This is a genomic window from Phenylobacterium sp., assembly GCF_046590535.1.
GTDB lineage: Bacteria > Pseudomonadota > Alphaproteobacteria > Caulobacterales > Caulobacteraceae > Phenylobacterium.
Map to the genome: position 1 here is coordinate 16,032 of NZ_JBKJTG010000171.1, position 20,031 is coordinate 36,062.

Consider the following 20,031-nt stretch of genomic DNA (forward strand, 5'->3'; position numbering starts at 1 on the left):
AGCTTCTGTTAACCATGCACAAGAAGTTAACGACTTGTTAAAGCGCGCGGCTCCGGGTTTGCTCTCTTCGTTCAAGGTCCAGGCGGATCGTCCCATCGTGGGACGGCCGCGGAGCCGGAGCGGCGCGATGTTGGGGTTGGGACGCGAGTTCAAGCGGCTGTTTGGCGCAGAGCGCGTCAGGCCCTTCGCGGACGGCCTGACCGGCGGTGACCAATCCCTGCTCGAACTGCTCGACCTCCAGCTGCTCGTACAGGAAGGCAAGGCGGCCGACATCGCCGCCGGCCGGATCAGCGCCAAAGACAAGCCGCAGCGCCGCCTGGACGCCGCCGTCGTCTGGCGCGAGGTCGCCCGCCGCTCCGGCGACGCCGCAGCCCTTCGCAAAGCCGCCGCCACCGCGGAGACCGCCTGCGCCGGCTTTGACGCCGCCCGTCAGCCCGACGCATGGGCTCGGGCGCGCTGTGAACAGGCCTTCTGCACGCTCCTGGGCGCCGAGCTGTTCGGCGATCCCGAGCTCGACGCCGTCGCCGAAACCGCCTTCCGCGAAGCTCGCACCGCGGCCCGCGGTGGACTCTCCGCGCCGCTCGCCGACCTGGGCCTGGCCGCTGTCGACGCTCGCCGCCAGCTCGCCAAGGGCGACGCCGCAGCCGCCAACGCCGCCGCCGCCCGCTTCTCCGCTCCCATCGCCGCCCTCGACGCGCTCACGCGCCGGTTCACCGCGGCGCGCGGCCTGGCCGCGGAGGCCCGGCTGATCCGCGCCGACCTGCTCTGCGGCTGGGGGGCCCGGCTGCAGGACGAGGGTCTGCTGAAAGCCGCCCTTGACGACGCGACCCTGGCCGTCGAGCGGCTGGACTCGGCCTACGAACCGCTCACCTGGGCGCGGGCCGAGATCGCCCGCGGCCAGGCCATGACCCTGTGGGGCGAGGCGGTGGGCGACATCGACGCCATCGCCGCTGGCGCGGCGGCGCTGGCCACGGCCCTCGACCACCTGACCCGCGACCACAGCCCCTTCGACTGGGCCCGCACGCAGATCGCTTTGGGCCAGGCCCTGCAGGCGCTTGGCGAGGCCAGCGACGACGAACGCGCCTACGAGCGGGCCGTCACCTGTTTCGACCGAGCCGGCCTGGTGCTGAAAGACGCGCCAGCCTCGCCCCTGCGCGGCCTGGCGGCCAGCGCGCGCGCTGTATGCCTGGCCCGGTCGGCGGAACTCACCGGCGACCTAGCCGTGCTCGACGCGGCCGAGGCGGCCATGAAGATCGAGCTCTCCAACCTGCGCGCCGGCCGCGACCCGGCGGGCTGGGCCTTGGCGCAGGTGCACCTCGCCCGGCTCTATGAGGCCCGGCTGGACATCACCGGCAAGGACCGCGGCGAGCGCGCCGCCGCGATCACCGCGCTGGACGCCGCCTTCGAAGTGTTCTCCGAACAGGGCCTGCGCTCGCTGAGCATCGTGGCCATCGACGCCCTGAGCCGTCTGCGCCGCAATGCCTCTACCGAGCCCCGCCGCGCGGTTTGACGCGGTTCCCGCGAAGCCAGCCTGCAAGGCTCAGTCGGAGGATCCCGCCGGCCTGGGCTATGCCGGCGCCGCCCTGGCGCTGGCGCGCACCTTCCGGCTGGCGGTGTGGTCGGACGAGGGCCTGCCGACCATCGTCGGGACCGTGCGGGTGCCGATCCGCTTCGACCTCGACGACGTCGCCAAGCCCTAACGCCCCCGCCACCAGGCGAGGCCCGCCCGTTCGGCGCGCTCTAGCGCAGCGTGAAGCAGGGCGCCCATCAGGCCCAGCGCCACGAGGGCGGCGAACATGCGGGCGGTCTGCAGGCGGTTACCGGCCTCCAGGATGCGCCAGGCCAGCCCCTGGGCGCCGCCGGAACCGGCGACGAACTCCGCCACCACCGCGCCGATCACCGCGAGGCCCGCAGCCACCTTGTGGCCCTCCAGCAGGAACGGCACGGCGGACGGTAGCCGCAGGCGGACCAGGCGCTGCACCCGGCTGGCCCCATAGAGGTCGAAAAGCCGCTCCAGGTCCGGGTCGGCCGCCTTCAGGCCGGTGACGGCGCCGGAGAAGATCGGAAAGAAGGCGACCACAGCGGCCAGGGCCACGATCGCCCGCATTGGGTGGTCGAGGCCGGCCCAGATCAGCACCAGGGGCGCGATGGCCACCACCGGGGTCACCTGCAGCACCACGGCCAGGGGCCGCACGGCGCGCTCCAGGGTCGGACTGAGCGCCACCAGCAGGGCCATACCTTGTGCGAGCACGCTGGCGACGGCTAGGGCTAGCAAGGCCATGGCCAGGGTGTTCCAGGCGGAGCCCAGCAGGGCCTGCCAGTCGCTGGCCAGGGCCACCGCAATGGCGGAGGGGGCGGGCAGGAAGTAGGCGGGCACAGCCAGCCCCCAGCAGGCCAATTCCCAGGCCGCCAGCAACAGGGCCACGAGGACCAGGGGCGCCAGGATCCGGATCAGGCGGTTCATGCGGCCACACCCTGGGCGAGGGTGTCGGAGACCGCTTCGACGCTGTCGCGGAACGCCTGGGTGGTGCGGAAACCAGCCGGACGCGGCGTCGGTCCCGCCACCAGCAGTTCACCGGCGGTGCGGCCGGGCCCTGGGGTCATCACCACCACGCGGCCAGACATGTAGACCGCCTCCTCCACGTTGTGGGTCACGAAGACGATGGCCGGCCCGGAGGCGGCCCACAGCGCCAGCACGTCGTCGCAGAGCACCCGCCGGGTGATCTCGTCCAAGGCGGCGAAGGGCTCGTCCAGCAGCAGTAGCCGGGGCCCGGTGACCAGGGCCCGGGCCAGGGAGACGCGCATCGCCATGCCGCCGGAGAGCTGCGCTGGCCGGGCGGCTTCCGCCCCCTCCAGGCCCACGCGGGCCAGCGCCGCGTCGGCCTGACGCCTGGCCTCGGCTGCGGGGGTCCCAGCCAGTTCCAGCGGCAGGGCGGCGTTGGCCCGGGCGGACATCCATGGCGCCAGTGTTGGCGCCTGGAAGACCACGGCGGTCTCACCGCGGGCCGGGGTGCGGACGACCTGACCGCGGGTGGGCGCCTCGAGCCCCGCCAGCAGCCGCAGCGCGGTGGACTTGCCGCAGCCGGACGGCCCCACCAGGGCGACGATCTCGCCCGGCGCGACGGCCAGGCTGAACGGCCCAAGCGCGCGGCCGCGGGCGCCATAGTCGACCTCCACCTCGATGAGCGCGGCGACGGTCACTTGGCCGGCGGGTTCACGAACTGCAGGGTGTAGGCGCGTCGGTAGTCGAGGGTCTTGGGATAGACACCCTGGCTCGACGCCATGTCGAAGAAGGTCTTCCAGCGCGCGTCGGTCATGGCGCCGATCGGCGCCCCATCGGCGCCGGCGACGATCCCGTAGGTCCTTAACTTGTCCCGCGCCTGGTCGAGGACGTCCTGGGTCATCTCAGGATTGTCCTTGCGGATCCGGGCGTCTGCGGCGCGGCCGTCGCCGGCCAGGTAGTCCGTCCAGCCTTTGGCGCTGGCCTCGACGAAGGCGCGCACGGCGGCGGGGTTCCTGGCGACTAGGCTGTCGGGGGCCAGAACCATGGTGGCGTAGCCGGGGTAGCCCTCGTCGGCCAGCAGGAAGACGACCGGCTTCAACCCAGACGCCTTCTCGATCGTGTAGGGCTCGGAGGTCACATAGCCCTGCTGCACCGCGCGCCGGTCGGCCAGGAACGGCGCGGAGTTGAAGGTGTATTTGCGCACCTGATCGTCGGTGAAGCCGTATTTGGCCTTCAGCCACACCCAGAAGGCGGTGACCGAGGCGTCGGACAACAGGATCGGCCGACCCTTCAGGTCGGCGATGGAGTTCAGGTCCTGCCCGGGATGGGCGATCAGCACCTGAGGGTCCTTCTGCATGAAGGCCGCCACCGCCTTCACCGGCACGCCCTCCTGGGCGAGGTTCAGGGCGATGAAGCTGTTGGACCCCATGCCCAGGTCCACCGCGCCGGCGGCCAGCAGCTGCGGCACGTTCACCCCGGGGCCACCCTGGACGATCTGCACGTCCAGTCCGCGCCTGGCGTATTCGCCGCTGGCCAGCGCTTGGTAGAAGCCCCCGTGCTCAGCCTGGGCGCGCCAGTCTGTGGCGAAGCGGATCGCGGTGCGGCCGCCACCCTCGGTCGGCGGCGGCTTGGCCGGCGAGCAGGCGCAGAGCAGCGCGGCAAGCGCGACGACGATGGAACGCAAGGCTTTCATGGGACCCCCGGATCAGCCGCCAAAGGGTAGGGCGCTGCGGCCCAGCTTCCAAGCTGGGTATCGCCCAATAGCAAGAGGGCGGCGCCTCGGTTGCCCGTGACACCGCCCTCTCATCCAGATCCGTTGGGGGATCTGTGCGTTCAAGGTCGGTTGCGGCCTCAGTTAGCGGGTCGCCCCGCCGGTTTTGGTCGCGTCCGGTGCCTCCCTGAAGGGGGCCCGGGTTGCCCCGGTTCCTTACTCCTGAGAAGCCTTCTGTTCGCTTGGTCTAGGCTAGTCCGTTGCCGGTTTCGCCGTCCACCCGCGCCGCAGTCCCTCTCGGCAAAATCAGGTTGCTACCGAACCGGCTGGGCGGCAAGCGCCTGAATCGCACCCGGTGTGCGCCACCCCCCGAAACTGTGTGCACAACCTGTTGATGGATTGGCAGTAAATGTCTCTTTTTCCTATAAAATCAGAGGCGGGGAAAATCCACAGGAAAGCCGTATGCGGAGCTATCCGCCAGCCTCCAGAGTCTCTCGCCGCTCCTCCAGGGCCAGCCATTCTTCTTCGGCCTGGGCCAGTTGCGCCTGCGCGGCATAGAGCGCCTTGCTGCGCTGCTGGAACGCCGTTGGATCACGGGCGTAAAGGCCGGCGTCGGCAAGCCCCACCTCAAGCTCGGCGATCTTCGCCGGCAGGTCGTGGACCAAGCCCTCCAGCTCTTCCAGCCGGCGCTGATCCTTGTAGGTCAGTTTGACTGGCCGGGTGGCCACGGGCCGCGGCGCGGGCTTCTCGCTCCTCGCCGGAGCCGTGGTGGACGGCCGTCCGAAGAAGCCGGGGTTCTGCGAGACGAAGTCCTGCCAGCCGCCCGGCGTCTCCACCGCGCGGCCGGTCCCGTCGAGACCAATGGTGGAGGTGGCCAGCCGGTCGATGAAGTCTCGGTCGTGGCTGACCAGGATCAGCGTACCCTCGTAGTCGGCCAGCAGGTCCTCCAGGAGGTCAAGGGTGTCCATGTCCAGGTCGTTGGTAGGCTCGTCCAGCACCATGACGTTGGCCGGGTGGGCCAAGGCTCGGGCCAGCAGCAAGCGATTGCGCTCCCCGCCGGAAAGGGTTCGCACCGGCTGGCGGATCTGGCTTTCGCGGAACAGGAAGTCTCTGGCGTAGGAAACCACGTGGCGCGGCTCGCCCCGCACCATGACCTGGTCGCCGCCCAAGGGCGTCAGCACGTCCTTCAGGCTCATCTCCGGATCGAGGGCGGCGCGGGCTTGGTCGATGTAGCTGACCTCCAGGTTGGTCCCGAGCTTCACCTCGCCGGCGTCCGGGGCGATCTCGCCCAGCAGCAGCTTGACCAGCGTCGTCTTGCCCGCGCCGTTGGGGCCCACCACCGCCACCCGGTCGCCGCGCAGGATGCGAGTGGAGAAGCCCTTCAGGATCACCCGCTCGCCGAACGCCTTGGAGAGCCCCTTGGCCTCGGCCACACGCTGACCGGACACACCGGAGCTGGCGATGCCCATGTTGAGGCCGCCGCGGGCGTCCTTCACCCGGTCGGCCCGGGCCTGGCGCATGGACTCCAGCCGCCGTCGGCGGCCTTCGTTGCGCGCCCGGCGGCCCTGCACGCCGCGGGCCATCCAGTGCTGCTCGCGCTGCAGGGCGCGGTCCAGGCGGCGCGCTTCCTCGGCCTCTTGGGCGACGATCTTCTCGGCCCAGTCGTCGAAGCCGCCGAACCCCTGGTCCAGGCGCTTCACGTTGCGGTACTCCAGCCAGAAGCAGCGGCGGGTGACCCGCTCCAGGAAGGCACGGTCGTGGCTGACGATCAGGGCGGCGGCCCGGCTGGCTGAAAGCTCCGCCTCAAGGGTCTCGATGGCCAGGATGTCCAGGTGGTTGGTGGGCTCGTCCAGCAAAAGGACGTCGGGATCCTCGGCGAAGGCGCGGGCCAGGGACACGCGGCGGATCTCGCCGCCGGAGAGGCCCGCGGTGGATTTGCGCGGGTCGAGCCCGAAGGCTTCGATGGCTGCGTCGGCGCGGTGCGCCTCGGCGCCGCCCGCCACTGCATGGTCGCGCAGGGTCGCGCCTTCGATCTCCGGCTCCTGGGGCACGAAGGCGATGCGCGCGCCGGGATTGACCGTGCGCTCGCCGCCGTCCGCCTCGATCTGGCCGGCCAGGATGCGCAACAGGGTCGACTTGCCCGCCCCGTTGCGGCCCACCAGGCAGGCGCGCACGCGGGCGTCCAGCGCCAGATCGACCCCGTCGAACAGCATCAGCGGCCCGTCCGCGAGCCGGACGTCCTTCAGGGCCAGGATGGGGGCTCTCATGGGCGGCCTCAGATAGCGGCTGGAGCCGGCGGCGCAAGGCCCGCAGTATCCCGCCTTGGGTTCGCCGCGCTCAGGGTCTATCTGCCAGCCCATGACCGGCGAACCTTTCTGGCGAAGGAAGACCCTCGAGCAGATGAACGCTGCCGAGTGGGAGAGCCTGTGCGACGGGTGCGGCCTGTGCTGCTTGGTGCGCTTTGAGGATGACGACACCGGCGTGGTGATTCCCACCCGGGTCCACTGCAAGCTGTTTGACGCGGCTGCCTGCGCTTGCAGTAACTACGCAAACCGCGAACGCCATGTGCCGGACTGCATCAAGCTGACGCCGGGCAACATCAAGGCCCTGGAGTGGATGCCCAGGAGCTGCGGCTATCGTCGGCTGCATGAGGGACGCGATCTGGCCGACTGGCACCCCTTGGTCTCCGGCGACCCGGAGAGCGTCCACCGGGCGGGCGTGTCTGTGCGCGGCCAGACCATCAGCGAGACGGTGCTGGACAAGGCCGAGGACGCCCTGGAGTTCGCCGCCTGGGACCTGATCGACGAGCGCGGCGAGGACTAGGGTCACATCACTTGCGTGCAAGCGGGCGCACGCCGATCTAGAACACTCGGATTGAACGGTTTTTCGAGGTCAGGACCCCTTTTGGCGCGCGACCCATACCAGGAACTTGGCGTCGCCCGCACCACAAGCGCGGACGACATCCGCAAGGCGTTCCGCAAGCTGGCGAAGGCCAACCATCCCGACACCAATCCCGGGAACAAGGAAGCCGAAGAGCGCTTCAAGCGGGTCAGTGCGGCCTTCGACGTGGTTGGCGACGAGGTCAAGCGGCGCAAGTTCGACGCCGGCGAGATCGACGCCGATGGGCGGGAGACGTCGCGGGGCTTCGGCGGCGGTGGCGGACCCTGGGGCCAGCCCGGCGCGGGCTTCGGCGGCGGCCCGCAGCGGGGCCCCAACCGTAACGAGAGCTTCGAGGGCGTCGACCTGGGCGACATCTTGGGCGAGATGTTCGGCGGCCGCGGCCAGGGGAGCCGGGCCAGCGGCGCGGGCGGCGGCTTCGGCGGCTTCTCCCAGCGCGGCGCCGACGTGCGCGCCAGGCTGGAGGTTGACCTCCTGGACGCCATCCGCGGCGGCAAGCGGCGGATCGCCTTCTCCGACGGGCGCACCATCGACGTGATCATTCCCAAGGGCGCCCAGGACGGGCAGACCCTGAGGCTGAAGGGGCAGGGGTCGCCCGGGCGGTCGGGCCCTGGCGACGCCTTCATCGAGCTCGCCGTGCAGACGCACCCGGTGTTCCGCAAGGAGGGTGATTTTCTGGTCATGGACCTGCCGATCGCCGCCTACGACGCCGTGCTGGGCGGCAAGGTGGAGGCACCGACGCCTGACGGTCCGGTCACCCTGACGGTGCCCAAGGGCGCCAACACCGGTTCGCGGCTTCGCCTGAAGGGCAAGGGCCTCAACGACAGCCAGGGCCGCCGCGGCGATCTGTTTGCCCGTTTGGTGGTGGTTCTGCCCGACAAGCCGGACGCCGAGCTGGAGGCCTTCGCCGAGGCCTGGCGGCAGAAGCGGCCCTATGCTCCGCGCCGTCGCGGCTGATCCCGCGCTGGGCAAACCGTGACAGAACCGCGCGGCGGCCCCATAAACCCGGCATTCAGGCTTGGTTCAGTCCCGGCTCCTTAAGTTCACCGTCATGAAACGCCGCTGCCACATCACCGCCCTGCTGGGGGCCGCCCTGTTAGGGACCGCTGTCCCCGTGGCGGCGATCGCGCAGGACTATGGCCGGCCGGTGCTGGGCGCCGACCGGGGCGACCAGACCCGCGCCCGCGACGGCGTCAGGTCCGGGCGCCAGGCGCCGCTGTCGCGCGTTCTGTCGATGATCGCCCAGCGGACGCCGGGTCGGCACCTGAACACCACCCAGGGCGACGCAGGCGGCAGGCCCGCCTATTTCGTCCAGTGGCAGTTGCCGGACGGCCGCGTGGTGGTCTTCGTCGTAGACGCCGAAAGCGGTCAAATCCTGGGCCGCCAAGGCGGTTGAGCTGATTTTGAGGGAAGAGGGACGCCGTGCGTATCCTGCTCGTCGAGGACGATCCTGACCTGTCGCGCCAGCTGAAGCTGGCGTTGGGCGACGCCGGCTATGCGGTGGACCATGCGCCGGACGGCGAGGAAGCCCAGTTCCTGGGCGAAACCGAGCCCTATGACGCCGTAATCCTCGACCTGGGTCTGCCCAAGGTGGACGGGGTGTCGGTGCTGGAGCGCTGGCGGCGCGAGAACATGGCCAGCCCGGTGCTGATCCTGACCGCTCGCGGGGCCTGGAGCGAAAAGGTGGCTGGCTTCGACGCGGGCGCCGACGACTACCTGACCAAGCCCTTCCACACCGAGGAGCTGCTGGCCCGCCTGCGCGCCCTGCTGCGGCGCTCGGCCGGCCATGCGACGCCCAACCTGGCCTGCGGTGGGCTCCGCCTCGATCCACGCGCCGCCCGGGCCAGCGTCAACGGCGAGCCGCTCCGGCTCACCTCGTTGGAATACCGGCTGCTGCACTATCTGATCATGCACCAGGGCAGGGTGATCAGCCGCACCGAGCTGGTGGAACACCTCTACGACCAGGACTTCGACCGCGATTCCAACACCATCGAGGTGTTCATCGGCCGGGTGCGCAAGAAGATCGGCGCCGAGCGCATTGAGACCGTGCGCGGCCTCGGCTATCGCCTGGCTTGCCCGGAAGATGAGGTCGATCCCCAGGCGGCCAACCCGTGATCGGGACCCGTTGATCCCGGAGGGCTTGCGCCGGCCCTCGCTCGCCCGGCGGCTCGTGCTGCTTGCGGTGGGCTGGAGCCTCGCGGCCCTGGTGGTCTCGGCCCTGGTGTTCGCGCTGCTGTTCCAGCAACAAGCGATCCGCCGGTTCGACCAGAGCCTCAGCGACCTGATCGACAACCTCCTGGCCGGCTCCACCGTGGAAGATGGCGAGGTGCTGGCCCCGGCGCTCACCGACCTGCGCGCCCTGCGGGCCTTTTCCGGTCGCTACTGGGAGATCGCCGAGCCGACCCCCACGGGCGGCCTGCGCGTGCTGGTGCCATCGCGCTCCCTCTGGGATTCAGAGCTGAGGACGCCCCCCGGCCTGGTGGAGCGCTTGCAAGCCAATCCGGGCGAGCCGATCGCCTTTGACACCCCGGGCGTCGGCGCCGACCCGGCCGGGGCGGACACCATCGGCTCGCCGCGGGCGCGACCGCTTCGGGCCATGGCGCGCCAGGCATCGCTGCCGGGTCGCGCTACGCCGGTGATCTTCCTGGCGGCGGAGGACCGCTCCGAGATCGACCGCGACGTGCGCAACTTCATCGTAACCACCGCGGCGGCCTTCATCCTGCTGGGCGCCGGCCTGATCGGGGCGGTGATCATCCAGGTCCGCGTGGGCCTGCGTCCGCTGTTCCAGCTCCGGCGGGAGGTGGCCTCGGTGCGCCGGGGCAAGGCCGAGCGGCTGAAGGAGACCTACCCCGAGGAGCTTAAGCCGCTGGCCGACGAACTGAACGCCCTGGTGGAGCACAACCAGGAGACCGTCGAGCGCCAGCGCACCCACGTGGGCAACCTGGCGCACGCCCTGAAGACGCCGATCTCGGTGATGATCGCCGAGGCCAGCCAGCAGCCGGGGCAACTGGCCGAAGTGGTGACCCGCCAAGCCGAACTGATGCGCCAGCAGGTGGATCACCATCTGCGCCGCGCCCGTGCCGCGGCCCGCACCCAGGGGCAGGGAGAGCGGACCTCCGTCGCTGAGGTGCTCGACGAACTGACCCGCACGCTGGAGCGGATCTTTCGCGACAAGGGCGTGGCCATCGACTGGGATGCGCCGGAGGACCTCTATTTCCAGGGCGAGCGCCAGGACCTCCTGGAGATCGCCGGCAACGGCATGGAAAACGCCGGCAAGTGGTGCCGCGGCAGGGTCCGCGTCGCGGTCTCGGACCTGGGCCCGGAGCGGTTCTGTCTGACCATCGAGGACGACGGGCCTGGGCTGCCCCCCGACCGTCGCGATGAGGTCGTTCTACGCGGCGCCCGTCTCGACGAGAACGCCCCGGGCTCGGGCCTAGGGCTGTCCATCGTCGACGAACTGGCCCGGGCCTACGGCGGATCGCTCAAGCTGGGCGACGCCGTCCTAGGCGGCCTTTCGCTGAACATCGATCTGCCGCGGGCGGAAGCCTGATGGTTGACTTCGGAAAACCTTAACCGGCGTTCGTCATAGTCCGACGCTGCGGGCGATTGTCCGCGCCCGGAGCCCGAACGCATGGCCGCGCTTCCCGAGCGCAAGATCGAGATTGTGCGGACGCTGGTGGAAACCGCGCCGGACAAGGTCGTGGCCGGCCTGCACGCGGCGCTGGCCGATACGGGCGCCGATTCCGCCCTGGGCAGCGTGCGCCGGCTGGTGGAGACCGAGGTCCGGGACCGGCGGCTACGCAACATGGTTCTGCAACCCATCGCGCCCATGTGCGTGGGCGACGGCAGTGACCCGCGCTGCCTGATCTTCCCGGCGCGGGCGCTGGGGCTGATCTGGCGCGGCCTGAAGGCCACCGCGGCGGACGAGGTCGCCGAGGCAGCCCTGGCGCTGACCGATTTCCGCCCCGACGACAGTTCACCCGAACCCTTCGACACCCTGTCCCAGATCGTCGCCTACGGCGTGCGCCACGGCCAGGTGAGTGAGTTCGTCCAGGCGGCCGAACTCTGCGACCGGGCGCGCCCGGGCGGCGCCGAGCAGTTGGCGGCCTGTCTTGATCTGGGCGCGGTGGTGCGCCGCGCCACCCTGAGGTTGCCGGAGTGGATCGCCCACTCCGGCGAGGAGACCACCGCCTCCGCCCGCCTGGCTTACAAGGACGCCGTCGCCCTCGCGGACGACGCCGGCCCGCGGTTCTTCGAGATGCTCACCGCCCAGATGGCCCATCCTTGGATGGTGCTTCGGGTGATCTCGGCGGTGATGGACAAGCCTACCGAGCGCTACCTGGCCGACAGCGAGATGGCCGGCTTCGGCGAGCGCGTGATGCAGGAGATCGACGACGCCCTGCACGCCATAGGCCACCTGGACCTGGACGGCGGGCCGGCGGCGGCCGTCGCGGCCGGCAAGCTGGTGGAAGGGGTGACCCTTAAGACCGCCGAGATCGAGGACTGCGTCGACCTGGGCCCTGAGCACGGCTGGGGCGGACGCATCGCCAAGCACAAGAAAACCCTGGCGAGCGTCGTGGAGGCCCGTCTGCGCGACGCCGACAAGTACGCCACCCAGGCGCTGCCCACCCAGGCCGCCAAGCTGGCCCGCATCCGCCGCACGGTGCCCAGGCTGACCGTGCCGCCAGACGAGAAGACCGTGTCGCGGGCGCTGATGTTGCTGACTTTCGCCCAGGAAATTCGCTCCAGCGCCAACTACGGGGGTTTCGCCGCCGTGCGGGGCAAGATGCTGGAGAAGCTGGGCGACCTCCTGGACCACTACGTCGAGGAGGTTCTCGACTATCTGAAGACCGGAGACGTGGAGGACGAGGCGATCGCCCAAGCCTTCCTGGGTGTGGCCGCGCAGTTCGCGCTGCTGGTCCGCGGCGAGAAGGCCGCCGACCTGGTGCGTCGCCGGGCCGCCGCCGCCGGCCATCCCGACCTGCCCATGGCCGCCCACGGCTGAGGACCCACTCGCGCCCACGGGCGCTTTCGGCTAAACGCTCGGCCATGTTCCTGTTCTGGGTCGTGGCCGGCGTCATTTCAGCCGCAGCCGCCGGCCTCACCCTTTTCCGCGCCGCCCGGGCCGCCTCCGCCGTCGAGGCCGCCGATCCCACGCCCATTCTCTATCGCCGCCAGCTCGCCGAAATCGACGACCTGGCCGACCGCGGCCTGCTGGGCGAGGCCGAACGCAAGAGCGCCCACGCCGAGGCCGGCCGCCGTTTGCTGGGGGCCGCCGACGCCCCCGTTGAGGCCTGGACCGCCGAGGCCGCCGGCCGCCGTCCGGTGCTGGCGGCGGTTGTCGCGGCGCCGGCCCTGGCGCTGGGTCTCTACCTGGCCCTTGGCTCGCCGGGGCTGGCCGACCAGCCCTACGCCCCGCGCCTGGCCGCATGGCGCGGCGGCGACCTCGCCACCCTCAAGCCCGCCGAGATCGCCGCGGTGCTGCGCCAGGTGGTCAAGGAACGCCCCGGCGATCCCGAGGGCCTGCGCCTGCTGGCCTTGGCGGAGGGCGCGTCGGAGAACCCTCCGGCCGCCGTGCGGGCCCTGCGGCGCGCCGTAGCCATGGCGCCGGAACGCACGGACCTGTGGCGGCTGCTGGCCGAGGCTATCGTCTATCGCGACGGGGGCGAGGTGAAACCCGAGGCGGCGCAGGTGTTTGCCGAGGTGCTGCGGCGCGAGCCCGGGGACGTCACCGCGCGGTTCTACCGGGCCCAGGGCAAGCAGGCTGCGGGTGCGAAGGCAGAGGCGGCGGCCGATTTGCGCGCCCTGCTGGCCGATGTGCCGGCCAGTGACGAACGGCGCGGCGCGGTCGAGGCGGCGCTGGCCCTGGCGGAGGGCAAGGCGACGGTGGCGTCGGTGTCCGACGAACAGCTCACCGCCATCCGTGGCATGGTGGCGGGACTGGCCCAGCGGCTTGATGCCAGCCCGGACGACCCGGAAGGCTGGGTGCGGCTGGTGCGGGCCTATTCGGTGCTCGGCGAGACGGCGCAGCGGGACGCGGCGCTGAGGGCGGCCCAGGCGCGCTACGCCGGCCAGGCCGAAATCCTCGATCAACTGGCTCAGGCCGCGCGTACGGAGCCCATGCGATGAGCTGGCTGCCCAAGTCCCGCAAGGCGCGCCGCCGCCTGACCCTGCTGGCGGCGATCGCCCCGGTGTTGGCGCTGGCCGTGGGCCTGACCCTGTGGGGCCTGCGGGACTCGATCTCGTTCTTCTACACGCCCTCGCAGGCGCGCGCCGCGCAGCCCCCGGTGGGCCGCTCGGTGCAACTCGGCGGCTTGGTGACCGCGGGTTCGGTGGTCAAGCACCCCGACGGCCGGGTCGAGTTCACCGTCGCCGACCAGACCGCCGCCGACCGGGTGGTGTTCCAGGGCGACCTGCCGGATCTGTTCCGCGAGGGCCAGGGCATCGTGGCCACCGGATCTTACCGCGCGGACGGGGTGTTCGAGGCTGAACGGGTGCTGGCCAAGCACGACGAACGCTACATGCCCCGGGAAATCTCCAACGCGCTGAAGGAACAGGGCGAGTGGCGCGGCGACGGGACCACCCCGGACTATGCGCGGCCGTCGCCCAAAGGCGGCGCCCGATGATCGCGGAGATCGGCGCCTTCGCCCTGATTCTGGGGCTGGCTCTCTCGGTGGCCCAAGTGGCGCTGTCGGCCGCCGCGCGGCTGCGTCGCGCCACGGTGCTGGCCGCGGCCGGCGAGGGGGCGGCGCTCGGCGCCTTCCTGGCCGTGGCGGTGGCCTTCGCCGCCCTGATGTACGCCTTTGTCACCTCCGATTTCTCAGTGGCCAACGTGGCCGCCAACTCCCATTCGGAAAAGCCGCTGCTCTACCGGGTGGCCGGAACCTGGGGCAGCCATGAGGGCTCCATGCTGCTCTGGTGCCTGGCCCTGACCGGGTTCGGCGCCGCCGCCGCGGGCTTGGGCGGGACCCTGCCGCGGGGCCTGCGCGCCTCGACGGTGGCGGTGCAGGGCGCGCTGGGCGTGGTCTTCCTGGCCTACACCGTGTTCGCGTCGAACCCGCTGGCGAGGTTGGCGGACGCCCCCGTGGAGGGCCGCTCGCTCAACCCCCTTTTGCAGGACCCGGCCCTGGCGGTGCATCCCCCGGCTCTCTACGCCGGCTACGTCGGCATGTCCGTGGTGTTCTCCTTCGCCGTAGCGGCGCTCATTGAGGGCCGGGTGGACGCCGCCTGGGCGCGCTGGGTCCGGCCCTGGGCGTTGGCGGCCTGGAGCATGCTCACCCTGGGCATCACGCTCGGCGCCTTCTGGGCCTACTACGAGCTGGGCTGGGGCGGCTGGTGGTTCTGGGACCCGGTGGAGAACGCCAGCTTCATGCCGTGGCTGGTGGCCACCGCCCTGCTGCACTCGGCCATCGTCACCGAAAAGCGCGGCGCGCTCGCCGGTTGGAGCGTCTTTCTGGCGCTGGCGGGCTTCACTTTCTCGATGCTAGGCGCATTCCTAGTGCGTTCCGGTGTGCTGACGTCGGTGCACGCGTTTGCAGTCGATCCCGCGCGGGGCGTCCTGCTGCTGATGATCCTGGGCGTCACGGCGGGGCCGGCATTCTGCCTGTTCGCCTGGCGTGCGCCGAAGCTGGCCCAAGGCGGGGTGTTCGCCCCGGTAAGCCGGGAGAGCGCCCTGGTGCTCAACAACATCCTGCTGGCCGCCGCCACCGCCACGGTGCTGCTCGGCACGCTCTACCCGCTGATCCGCGAGGCGATTAGCGGCGAGGCAATCTCGGTGGGCCCGCCCTACTTCAACCTGACCTTCACACCGCTGATGGCCGCCTTGCTGATCATCGTGCCCGCGGGGCCGCTACTGACCTGGAAGCGCGGCGATGCGGCGGGCGTCGCCCAGCGGCTGTGGCTTGCGGCGCTGATCGCTGCGGGGGCTGGCCTGGCGACCCTGGCGCTAGTCAGCCCGAAGAAGGCGATGGGCGCGGCGGGAGTGGCCCTGGGCGCCTGGCTGATCGCTGGCGCGGCGGCCGAGATCGTCGAGCGCACACGGGCGTTCAGAGCGCCGGCCTCCGAGAGCTGGCGCCGGCTCACCGGCCTGCCGCGCGGCGCCTGGGGCATGACCCTGGCCCACCTGGGCCTTGGGGTCTTCACCCTGGGCGCGGTCTTTGAGACCACCTGGAAGGTCGAGGCCGCCGAGGTGCTGCCGGTGGGCGGCAGCCTGGACGCTGGCGCCTATCACGTGACCCTGGCGGCCATCCGCGACGTGGACGGGCCCAACTATGACGCCGAGCGGGCGCAGCTTCGCATCACCCGAAACGGACAGCCGATCTGCGCGCCGTCGCCCGAGCGCAGGTTCTATCCGGCGGGCGGCCAGACTACCTCGGAGGTGGGTCTCTGCTACCAGGGGCTCAGCCACGTCTATGTGGTGCTGGGCGAGCGGCGCGAGGCGGCCGGCCAGCCGGTCTGGCTGGTGCGGGCCTATTGGAACCCCTGGGCCAGCCTGATCTTCCTGGGCCCCGCGATTATGGGGCTGGGCGGCTTCGTTTCGCTCTCGGACCGCCGGCTGCGGCTTGCCGCCGGACGCCGGCGGGGAGGGGCGGCCGCGTGAGGTGGCGGGCGCTCTTCGCGGCCCTGGCTGGTGTGGCGTCGCTCGCCGCGGCCTCCGACCCGGCCGAGCGCCTGCCCGACCCCGGCCAGGAGGCGAGAGCCCGCACGATCTTCCGCGATGTCCGCTGCCTGGTCTGCCAGAACGAGTCCATCGACGATTCCAGCGCCGAGTTGGCCCAGGACCTACGCCAGATCGTCCGCGAACAGGTGCGCGCCGGCCGCAGCGACGGCGAAATCAAGGGCTTCCTGACCGACCGCTACGGCGAATTCGTGCTGATGACGCCGGCCTTCTCCGTGGGCAACCTGGCGCTCTGGGCCGGGCCGTTCCTGGTGGCGTTGCTGGGCGCGGGCCTACTGGCCGGGCGTCTCCGGAACCGAAGGCCGGACGTGGAGCTTTCGGAATTGGAGGCGGAGCGCGTCGAACGGCTGGCGGACAAAGATCAGGCCTGACACGATTGCGCCAAATATCCGACGCGATGGCGCGGGCAGGGTGACCTAAAGGTAACTTGAGGGGCGTTGCACTCTCGTGCATCGCACCTAGGTTTGTCGGGCGCGCATCCGAAGTCGGACGAAGAGCGTACAGGGAACATGAGGCTTATGACTTCGAAGAAGACCGGATACCTCCTGGGCGCCGTCGCCGGCGCCGGTGTCATGGCCGCCGCGGTGGCGGGCGCAGGGATGCGCCTTCCGGAGGCCCAAGCCGGACAGCAGCCCTCGGGATTCATCAAGGCGTCCACCGCCCCGATCTTCGCGCCGCCGCCGGGCGCGCCCATGTCGTTCGCCGACATCTTCGACCGGGTCTCGCCCGCCGTGGTGTCGATCAACGTGACCAGCCGGGCCGAGGCCAGCGCGCTTCGCCAGATCCCTGGCTTCCCCGGCCTGCCGTTCGGCATCGTCCCGCGCGGTCAGCCGGACGAGGAGGGCGGTGGCACACCCGGACAGGGCGGCGATCAGGGCGGGCGCACCGAGCGCGGCCAGCCGCGTCTGCCGTCGCAACAGTCGTCCGGCTCGGGCTTCTTCATCTCCGCGGACGGCTATGTGGTCACCAACAACCACGTGGTGGAGAACGCCGAGAGCATCAAGGTGGTGCTTAAGGACGAGCGCGAGCTGGAAGCCGTGGTGGTCGGCCGCGATGAAGGCACCGACCTTGCTGTCCTCAAGGTCAAGGGCGTCAACTTCCCGTTCGTGAACTTCGAGAACGCCGGCAAGCCTCGGGTCGGCGACTGGGTGATCACCGTGGGCAATCCCTTCGGCCTGGGCGGCACCGCCACGGCGGGGATCATCTCGGCCTACGGCCGCGACATCGGCGAGACCTTCGTCGACTACATCCAGATCGACGCCCCCATCAACCGGGGCAATTCCGGCGGTCCGACCTTCGACATCTATGGCCGGGTGATCGGCGTGAATACGGCGATCTTCTCGCCCTCCGGCGGGTCGGTGGGCATCGGCTTCGCGATCCCCTCGGAAGTCGCCGACGCAGTGACCAAGCAGCTAATGTCCGGCGGGAAGATCAGCCGCGGCTACATCGGCGCCTCGATCCAGAACTTCACGGCGGACATGGCCGAGGCCCAGGGTCTGGGCGAACAGCGCGGCGCGATCGTCGGCGACCTGGTGCCAGGCGGGCCGTCCTCGCGCGCCGGCCTCACCCCCGGCGACGTGATCGTCTCGGTCAACGCCAAGTCGGTGAAAACTTCTTCGGAGCTGACCCGCGAGGTCGCCCGCGCCCAGGCCGGCGACGTGCTGCGCCTGGACGTGATCCGCGATGGCCGCCGCCGGGTGGTCGAGGTCCGCTCCGGCACCCGCCCGTCCGAACGGGAGCTGGCCTCCAACGACAACACGCCGGGCGGCCGTCAGGCCCCGGGGGCGCAGCCGCCGCAAGTCGCGGCTCCGGCGGTTCTGGGCATGACGCTAAGTCCGTTGGACGAGGCGACGCGCCGCCAACTGAGCGTGCCGGCAGAGGTCCGCGGCGCGGTTGTGACCGCGGTCGATCAGAACTCCGACGCGGGCCAGAAGGGCCTGCGCCGCGGCGACGTGATCACCCGGGTGGGCGAGCGCCCGGTGTTGGCCGCCGCCGATGTGGCCACTGTGGTCGACGCCGCCAAGCGGGCCGGGCGGCCCAGCGTGCTGGTGTGGGTGTTCCGCAACGGCCGCACCGCCTTCCTGCCTCTGAAGGTTTCGGGATAAGCTAGCGGCTCTGCGGGGGGCGGAATCACATGCGAATCCTGATCGTCGAGGACGACCTCGAAGCCGCCGACGCCATGGAGCGGGGCCTGACCGAGGCCGGCCATGACTGCGCCCGCGCCGCTGACGGCGAGGCGGGCCTCGCCGCCGCCCAGACCGGCGAGTTCGACGTGATGATCGTCGACCGGATGATGCCCAAGATGGACGGCGTCACCCTGATCGAGACCATCCGGCGCGAGGGCGACCAGACCCCGGTGCTGTTCCTGTCCGCCCTGGGCGAGGTCGGCGACCGGGTCGCGGGCCTGCAGGCCGGTGGCGACGACTATCTGGTCAAGCCATACGCCTTCGCCGAGCTCTCGGCGCGGATCGAGGCCCTGGCCCGGCGGCGGGAGACGGGGTCCGTGCAGACCCTGCTGCGGGTCGGTGAGCTGGAAATGGACCTGATCGCCCGCACCGTGCACCGCCAGGGCAAGGAGATCGATCTGCAGCCCCGCGAGTTCCAACTGCTGGAGTTCATGATGCGGCACGCTGGCCAGTCGGTGACCCGCACCATGCTGCTGGAGAAGGTCTGGGAGTACCACTTCGACCCGCAGACCAACGTCATCGACGTGCATATCTCGCGCCTGCGCTCGAAGATCGACAAGGGCTTCGACCGGCCGATGCTGCAAACCGTCCGCGGGGCGGGCTACCGCCTCGACGCCTGAGCCCGGCGGGCCGCTGCCTTGCGCCTGCCGCGCATCTTCCGCACCACGCCGTTTCGGCTGACGCTGCTGTTCCTGGCGCTGTTCGCCAGCGCCGCGAGCGCCTTTCTGGCCTATATCTACGTGGCGACGGCCGGCGAGGCCACGCGGCGCACGGACACGGACATCCGGCGCGAGATGCGCTCGCTCACCGGCGCCTATGACCGGGCGGGCGTCGACGCGGTGAACCAGTCGCTGATCGAGCGCGCGTCCAGCGAGCGGCCGTTCCTCTACCTGTTGATGTCGCGCGACGGGCGCCGGATCTCCGGCTCCATCGAGCAGTCGCCGGTGGAGGAGTTCGAGGGCGAACCCTCTTGGACCACCTTCCAGGTCACCGACACCGATGTGCAGGGCAGGGCGCTGAAGCACCCCGCCCGGGGCCTGCAGGAACGGCTGAGCGGCGGGGAGATCCTGTTCGTGGGCGCCGACGTGGGGGCGGACGAGGCCTATGTGGTCAAGATCGTCCGGGCGCTGTGGGGGGCCGGCGCGCTGGTGATCGTCCTGGGCCTTGCGGGTGGGGTGCTGGTCAGCCGCAACGTCTCGCGCAGCATGGCTGGTCTGACGGACGTAGTTGACGCGGTGCGCAACGGTGATCTGGGGGCCCGCGCCAGGGTGCGCGGCGCCCGCGACGAATTCGACGAGCTGGCCCTTGGGGTGAACGAGATGCTCGACCGGCTGGAGCGCTCCATGGCCGGCCACAAGCACGCCGGCGACGCCATCGCCCACGACCTGCGCTCGCCGCTCACTCGGCTGCGGGCCCGGCTGGAGGCCGCGTCCCTGGACGTAGAGGCTGGCAAGGGAAATCCCAAGGAAGCCCTCGCCCAGGCGCTGACCGACACCGACGGGGTGCTGAAGACTTTCGGCGCCGTGCTCTCCATCGCGCGGCTGCAAGCCGCTGGCGCTGCGCCCGATCCGGTGATGTTCGACCCTACCGAGCTGGCGGCGGACATCTCCGAACTCTACGAGCCGCTCTGCGAGGACAAAGACATCGAGTTCGCCGCCGAGTTGTCCGAGGACCTGACGATCCGCGGCAACCGCGAGTTCCTGGCCCAGGCTCTGGCCAACATCCTGGACAATGCGGTGAAGTACACGCCCTCGGGCGGCGCGATCATGCTGCGGGTGCGCCGGCGCTCCTCCGGCGAGGTGGAGTTCTCGGTCACCGACACCGGCCCAGGCGTGCCGATTGAGGACCGCACGCGGGTGGTCGACCGCTTCGTGCGCCTTGAGAACAGCCGCAACGAGCCCGGGGCGGGCCTGGGCCTGTCGCTGGTGGCTGCGGTCGCCGAGGCCCACGGTGGGCGTCTCGAACTCGACGAAGGCCCTGGCTTGGTGGGCGAGATGGGCCCCGGTCTGCGGGTGGCCCTGATCCTGCCGCGCGCCGCTTGACCGCGCCCTCGCCC

The 20,031-nt window shown here is 70.9% G+C and carries 19 protein-coding genes; 15 read left to right on the plus strand and 4 right to left on the minus strand.

Annotated features, from left to right (window positions below):
• Positions 1 to 127 precede the first annotated feature (127 nt).
• Together ACLL81_RS10240 and ACLL81_RS10245 are read left to right on the plus strand one after the other, a co-directional pair.
• Positions 128 to 1,510, plus strand: coding sequence for a hypothetical protein (locus ACLL81_RS10240; protein ID WP_411288239.1), 1,383 nt, complete (start codon positions 128 to 130; stop codon positions 1,508 to 1,510).
• Positions 1,479 to 1,700, plus strand: a complete 222-nt coding sequence (locus ACLL81_RS10245) for a hypothetical protein (RefSeq protein WP_411288240.1) — start codon at positions 1,479 to 1,481, stop codon at positions 1,698 to 1,700. Before ACLL81_RS10240 ends, ACLL81_RS10245 begins: the two co-directional genes overlap by 32 nt.
• On the opposite strand, the gene ACLL81_RS10250 is transcribed toward ACLL81_RS10245, so the two are convergent.
• The 4 genes from ACLL81_RS10250 to ACLL81_RS10265 form a co-directional block, all read right to left on the minus strand.
• Positions 1,697 to 2,455, minus strand: coding sequence for an ABC transporter permease (locus tag ACLL81_RS10250; protein ID WP_411288263.1), 759 nt, complete (start codon positions 2,453 to 2,455; stop codon positions 1,697 to 1,699). The genes ACLL81_RS10245 and ACLL81_RS10250 overlap by 4 nt on opposite strands.
• 5 nt (positions 2,456 to 2,460) lie before the next feature.
• Positions 2,461 to 3,201: an ABC transporter ATP-binding protein gene (locus tag ACLL81_RS10255; protein ID WP_411288241.1), complete on the minus strand. Its 741-nt coding sequence runs from the start codon at positions 3,199 to 3,201 to the stop codon at positions 2,461 to 2,463.
• Positions 3,198 to 4,196, minus strand: coding sequence for an ABC transporter substrate-binding protein (locus ACLL81_RS10260; RefSeq protein WP_411288242.1), 999 nt, complete (start codon positions 4,194 to 4,196; stop codon positions 3,198 to 3,200). Before ACLL81_RS10260 ends, ACLL81_RS10255 begins: the two co-directional genes overlap by 4 nt.
• A gap of 488 nt (positions 4,197 to 4,684) precedes the next feature.
• Complete coding sequence (locus ACLL81_RS10265; RefSeq protein WP_411288264.1) at positions 4,685 to 6,493, minus strand: ABC-F family ATP-binding cassette domain-containing protein; 1,809 nt, start codon at positions 6,491 to 6,493, stop codon at positions 4,685 to 4,687.
• Between the two features lie 79 nt (positions 6,494 to 6,572).
• On the opposite strand from ACLL81_RS10265, the gene ACLL81_RS10270 reads away from it, so the two are divergent.
• The 13 genes from ACLL81_RS10270 (at position 6,573) to ACLL81_RS10330 (ending at position 20,017) form a co-directional block, all read left to right on the plus strand.
• Positions 6,573 to 7,037 (plus strand): YcgN family cysteine cluster protein, encoded by a 465-nt coding sequence (locus ACLL81_RS10270; RefSeq protein WP_411288243.1) that lies wholly within the window; start codon positions 6,573 to 6,575, stop codon positions 7,035 to 7,037.
• 81 nt (positions 7,038 to 7,118) lie between these two features.
• The gene (locus ACLL81_RS10275; RefSeq protein WP_411288244.1) at positions 7,119 to 8,069 is read left to right on the plus strand and encodes a DnaJ C-terminal domain-containing protein; all 951 of its coding nucleotides are present in this window, start codon (positions 7,119 to 7,121) and stop codon (positions 8,067 to 8,069) included.
• A gap of 94 nt (positions 8,070 to 8,163) precedes the next feature.
• Positions 8,164 to 8,508: a PepSY domain-containing protein gene (locus ACLL81_RS10280; protein ID WP_411288245.1), complete on the plus strand. Its 345-nt coding sequence runs from the start codon at positions 8,164 to 8,166 to the stop codon at positions 8,506 to 8,508.
• Between the two features lie 26 nt (positions 8,509 to 8,534).
• The gene (locus ACLL81_RS10285) at positions 8,535 to 9,227 is read left to right on the plus strand and encodes a response regulator transcription factor (protein WP_411288246.1); all 693 of its coding nucleotides are present in this window, start codon (positions 8,535 to 8,537) and stop codon (positions 9,225 to 9,227) included.
• Entirely contained in the window at positions 9,196 to 10,662 is a 1,467-nt protein-coding gene (locus tag ACLL81_RS10290; protein ID WP_411288247.1) for an ATP-binding protein, read from the plus strand. Before ACLL81_RS10285 ends, ACLL81_RS10290 begins: the two co-directional genes overlap by 32 nt.
• Before the next feature lie 81 nt (positions 10,663 to 10,743).
• Positions 10,744 to 12,117, plus strand: a complete 1,374-nt coding sequence (locus ACLL81_RS10295; protein ID WP_411288248.1) for a hypothetical protein — start codon at positions 10,744 to 10,746, stop codon at positions 12,115 to 12,117.
• A gap of 44 nt (positions 12,118 to 12,161) precedes the next feature.
• Complete coding sequence (gene ccmI, locus ACLL81_RS10300; protein WP_411288249.1) at positions 12,162 to 13,241, plus strand: c-type cytochrome biogenesis protein CcmI; 1,080 nt, start codon at positions 12,162 to 12,164, stop codon at positions 13,239 to 13,241.
• A complete protein-coding gene (gene ccmE, locus ACLL81_RS10305; RefSeq protein WP_411288250.1) occupies positions 13,238 to 13,738 on the plus strand; it encodes a cytochrome c maturation protein CcmE in 501 nt (166 codons plus the stop codon). Before ccmI ends, ccmE begins: the two co-directional genes overlap by 4 nt.
• Positions 13,735 to 15,711, plus strand: a complete 1,977-nt coding sequence (locus tag ACLL81_RS10310) for a heme lyase CcmF/NrfE family subunit (protein ID WP_411288251.1) — start codon at positions 13,735 to 13,737, stop codon at positions 15,709 to 15,711. Before ccmE ends, ACLL81_RS10310 begins: the two co-directional genes overlap by 4 nt.
• Complete coding sequence (locus ACLL81_RS10315; protein ID WP_411288252.1) at positions 15,708 to 16,160, plus strand: cytochrome c-type biogenesis protein; 453 nt, start codon at positions 15,708 to 15,710, stop codon at positions 16,158 to 16,160. The genes ACLL81_RS10310 and ACLL81_RS10315 overlap by 4 nt, the downstream gene beginning before the upstream one ends.
• 147 nt (positions 16,161 to 16,307) lie before the next feature.
• Positions 16,308 to 17,894, plus strand: a complete 1,587-nt coding sequence (locus ACLL81_RS10320; RefSeq protein WP_411288265.1) for a Do family serine endopeptidase — start codon at positions 16,308 to 16,310, stop codon at positions 17,892 to 17,894.
• 29 nt (positions 17,895 to 17,923) lie between these two features.
• The gene (locus tag ACLL81_RS10325; RefSeq protein WP_411288253.1) at positions 17,924 to 18,595 is read left to right on the plus strand and encodes a response regulator transcription factor; all 672 of its coding nucleotides are present in this window, start codon (positions 17,924 to 17,926) and stop codon (positions 18,593 to 18,595) included.
• A gap of 18 nt (positions 18,596 to 18,613) precedes the next feature.
• Complete coding sequence (locus ACLL81_RS10330; protein WP_411288254.1) at positions 18,614 to 20,017, plus strand: sensor histidine kinase; 1,404 nt, start codon at positions 18,614 to 18,616, stop codon at positions 20,015 to 20,017.
• Positions 20,018 to 20,031: the final 14 nt, after the last annotated feature.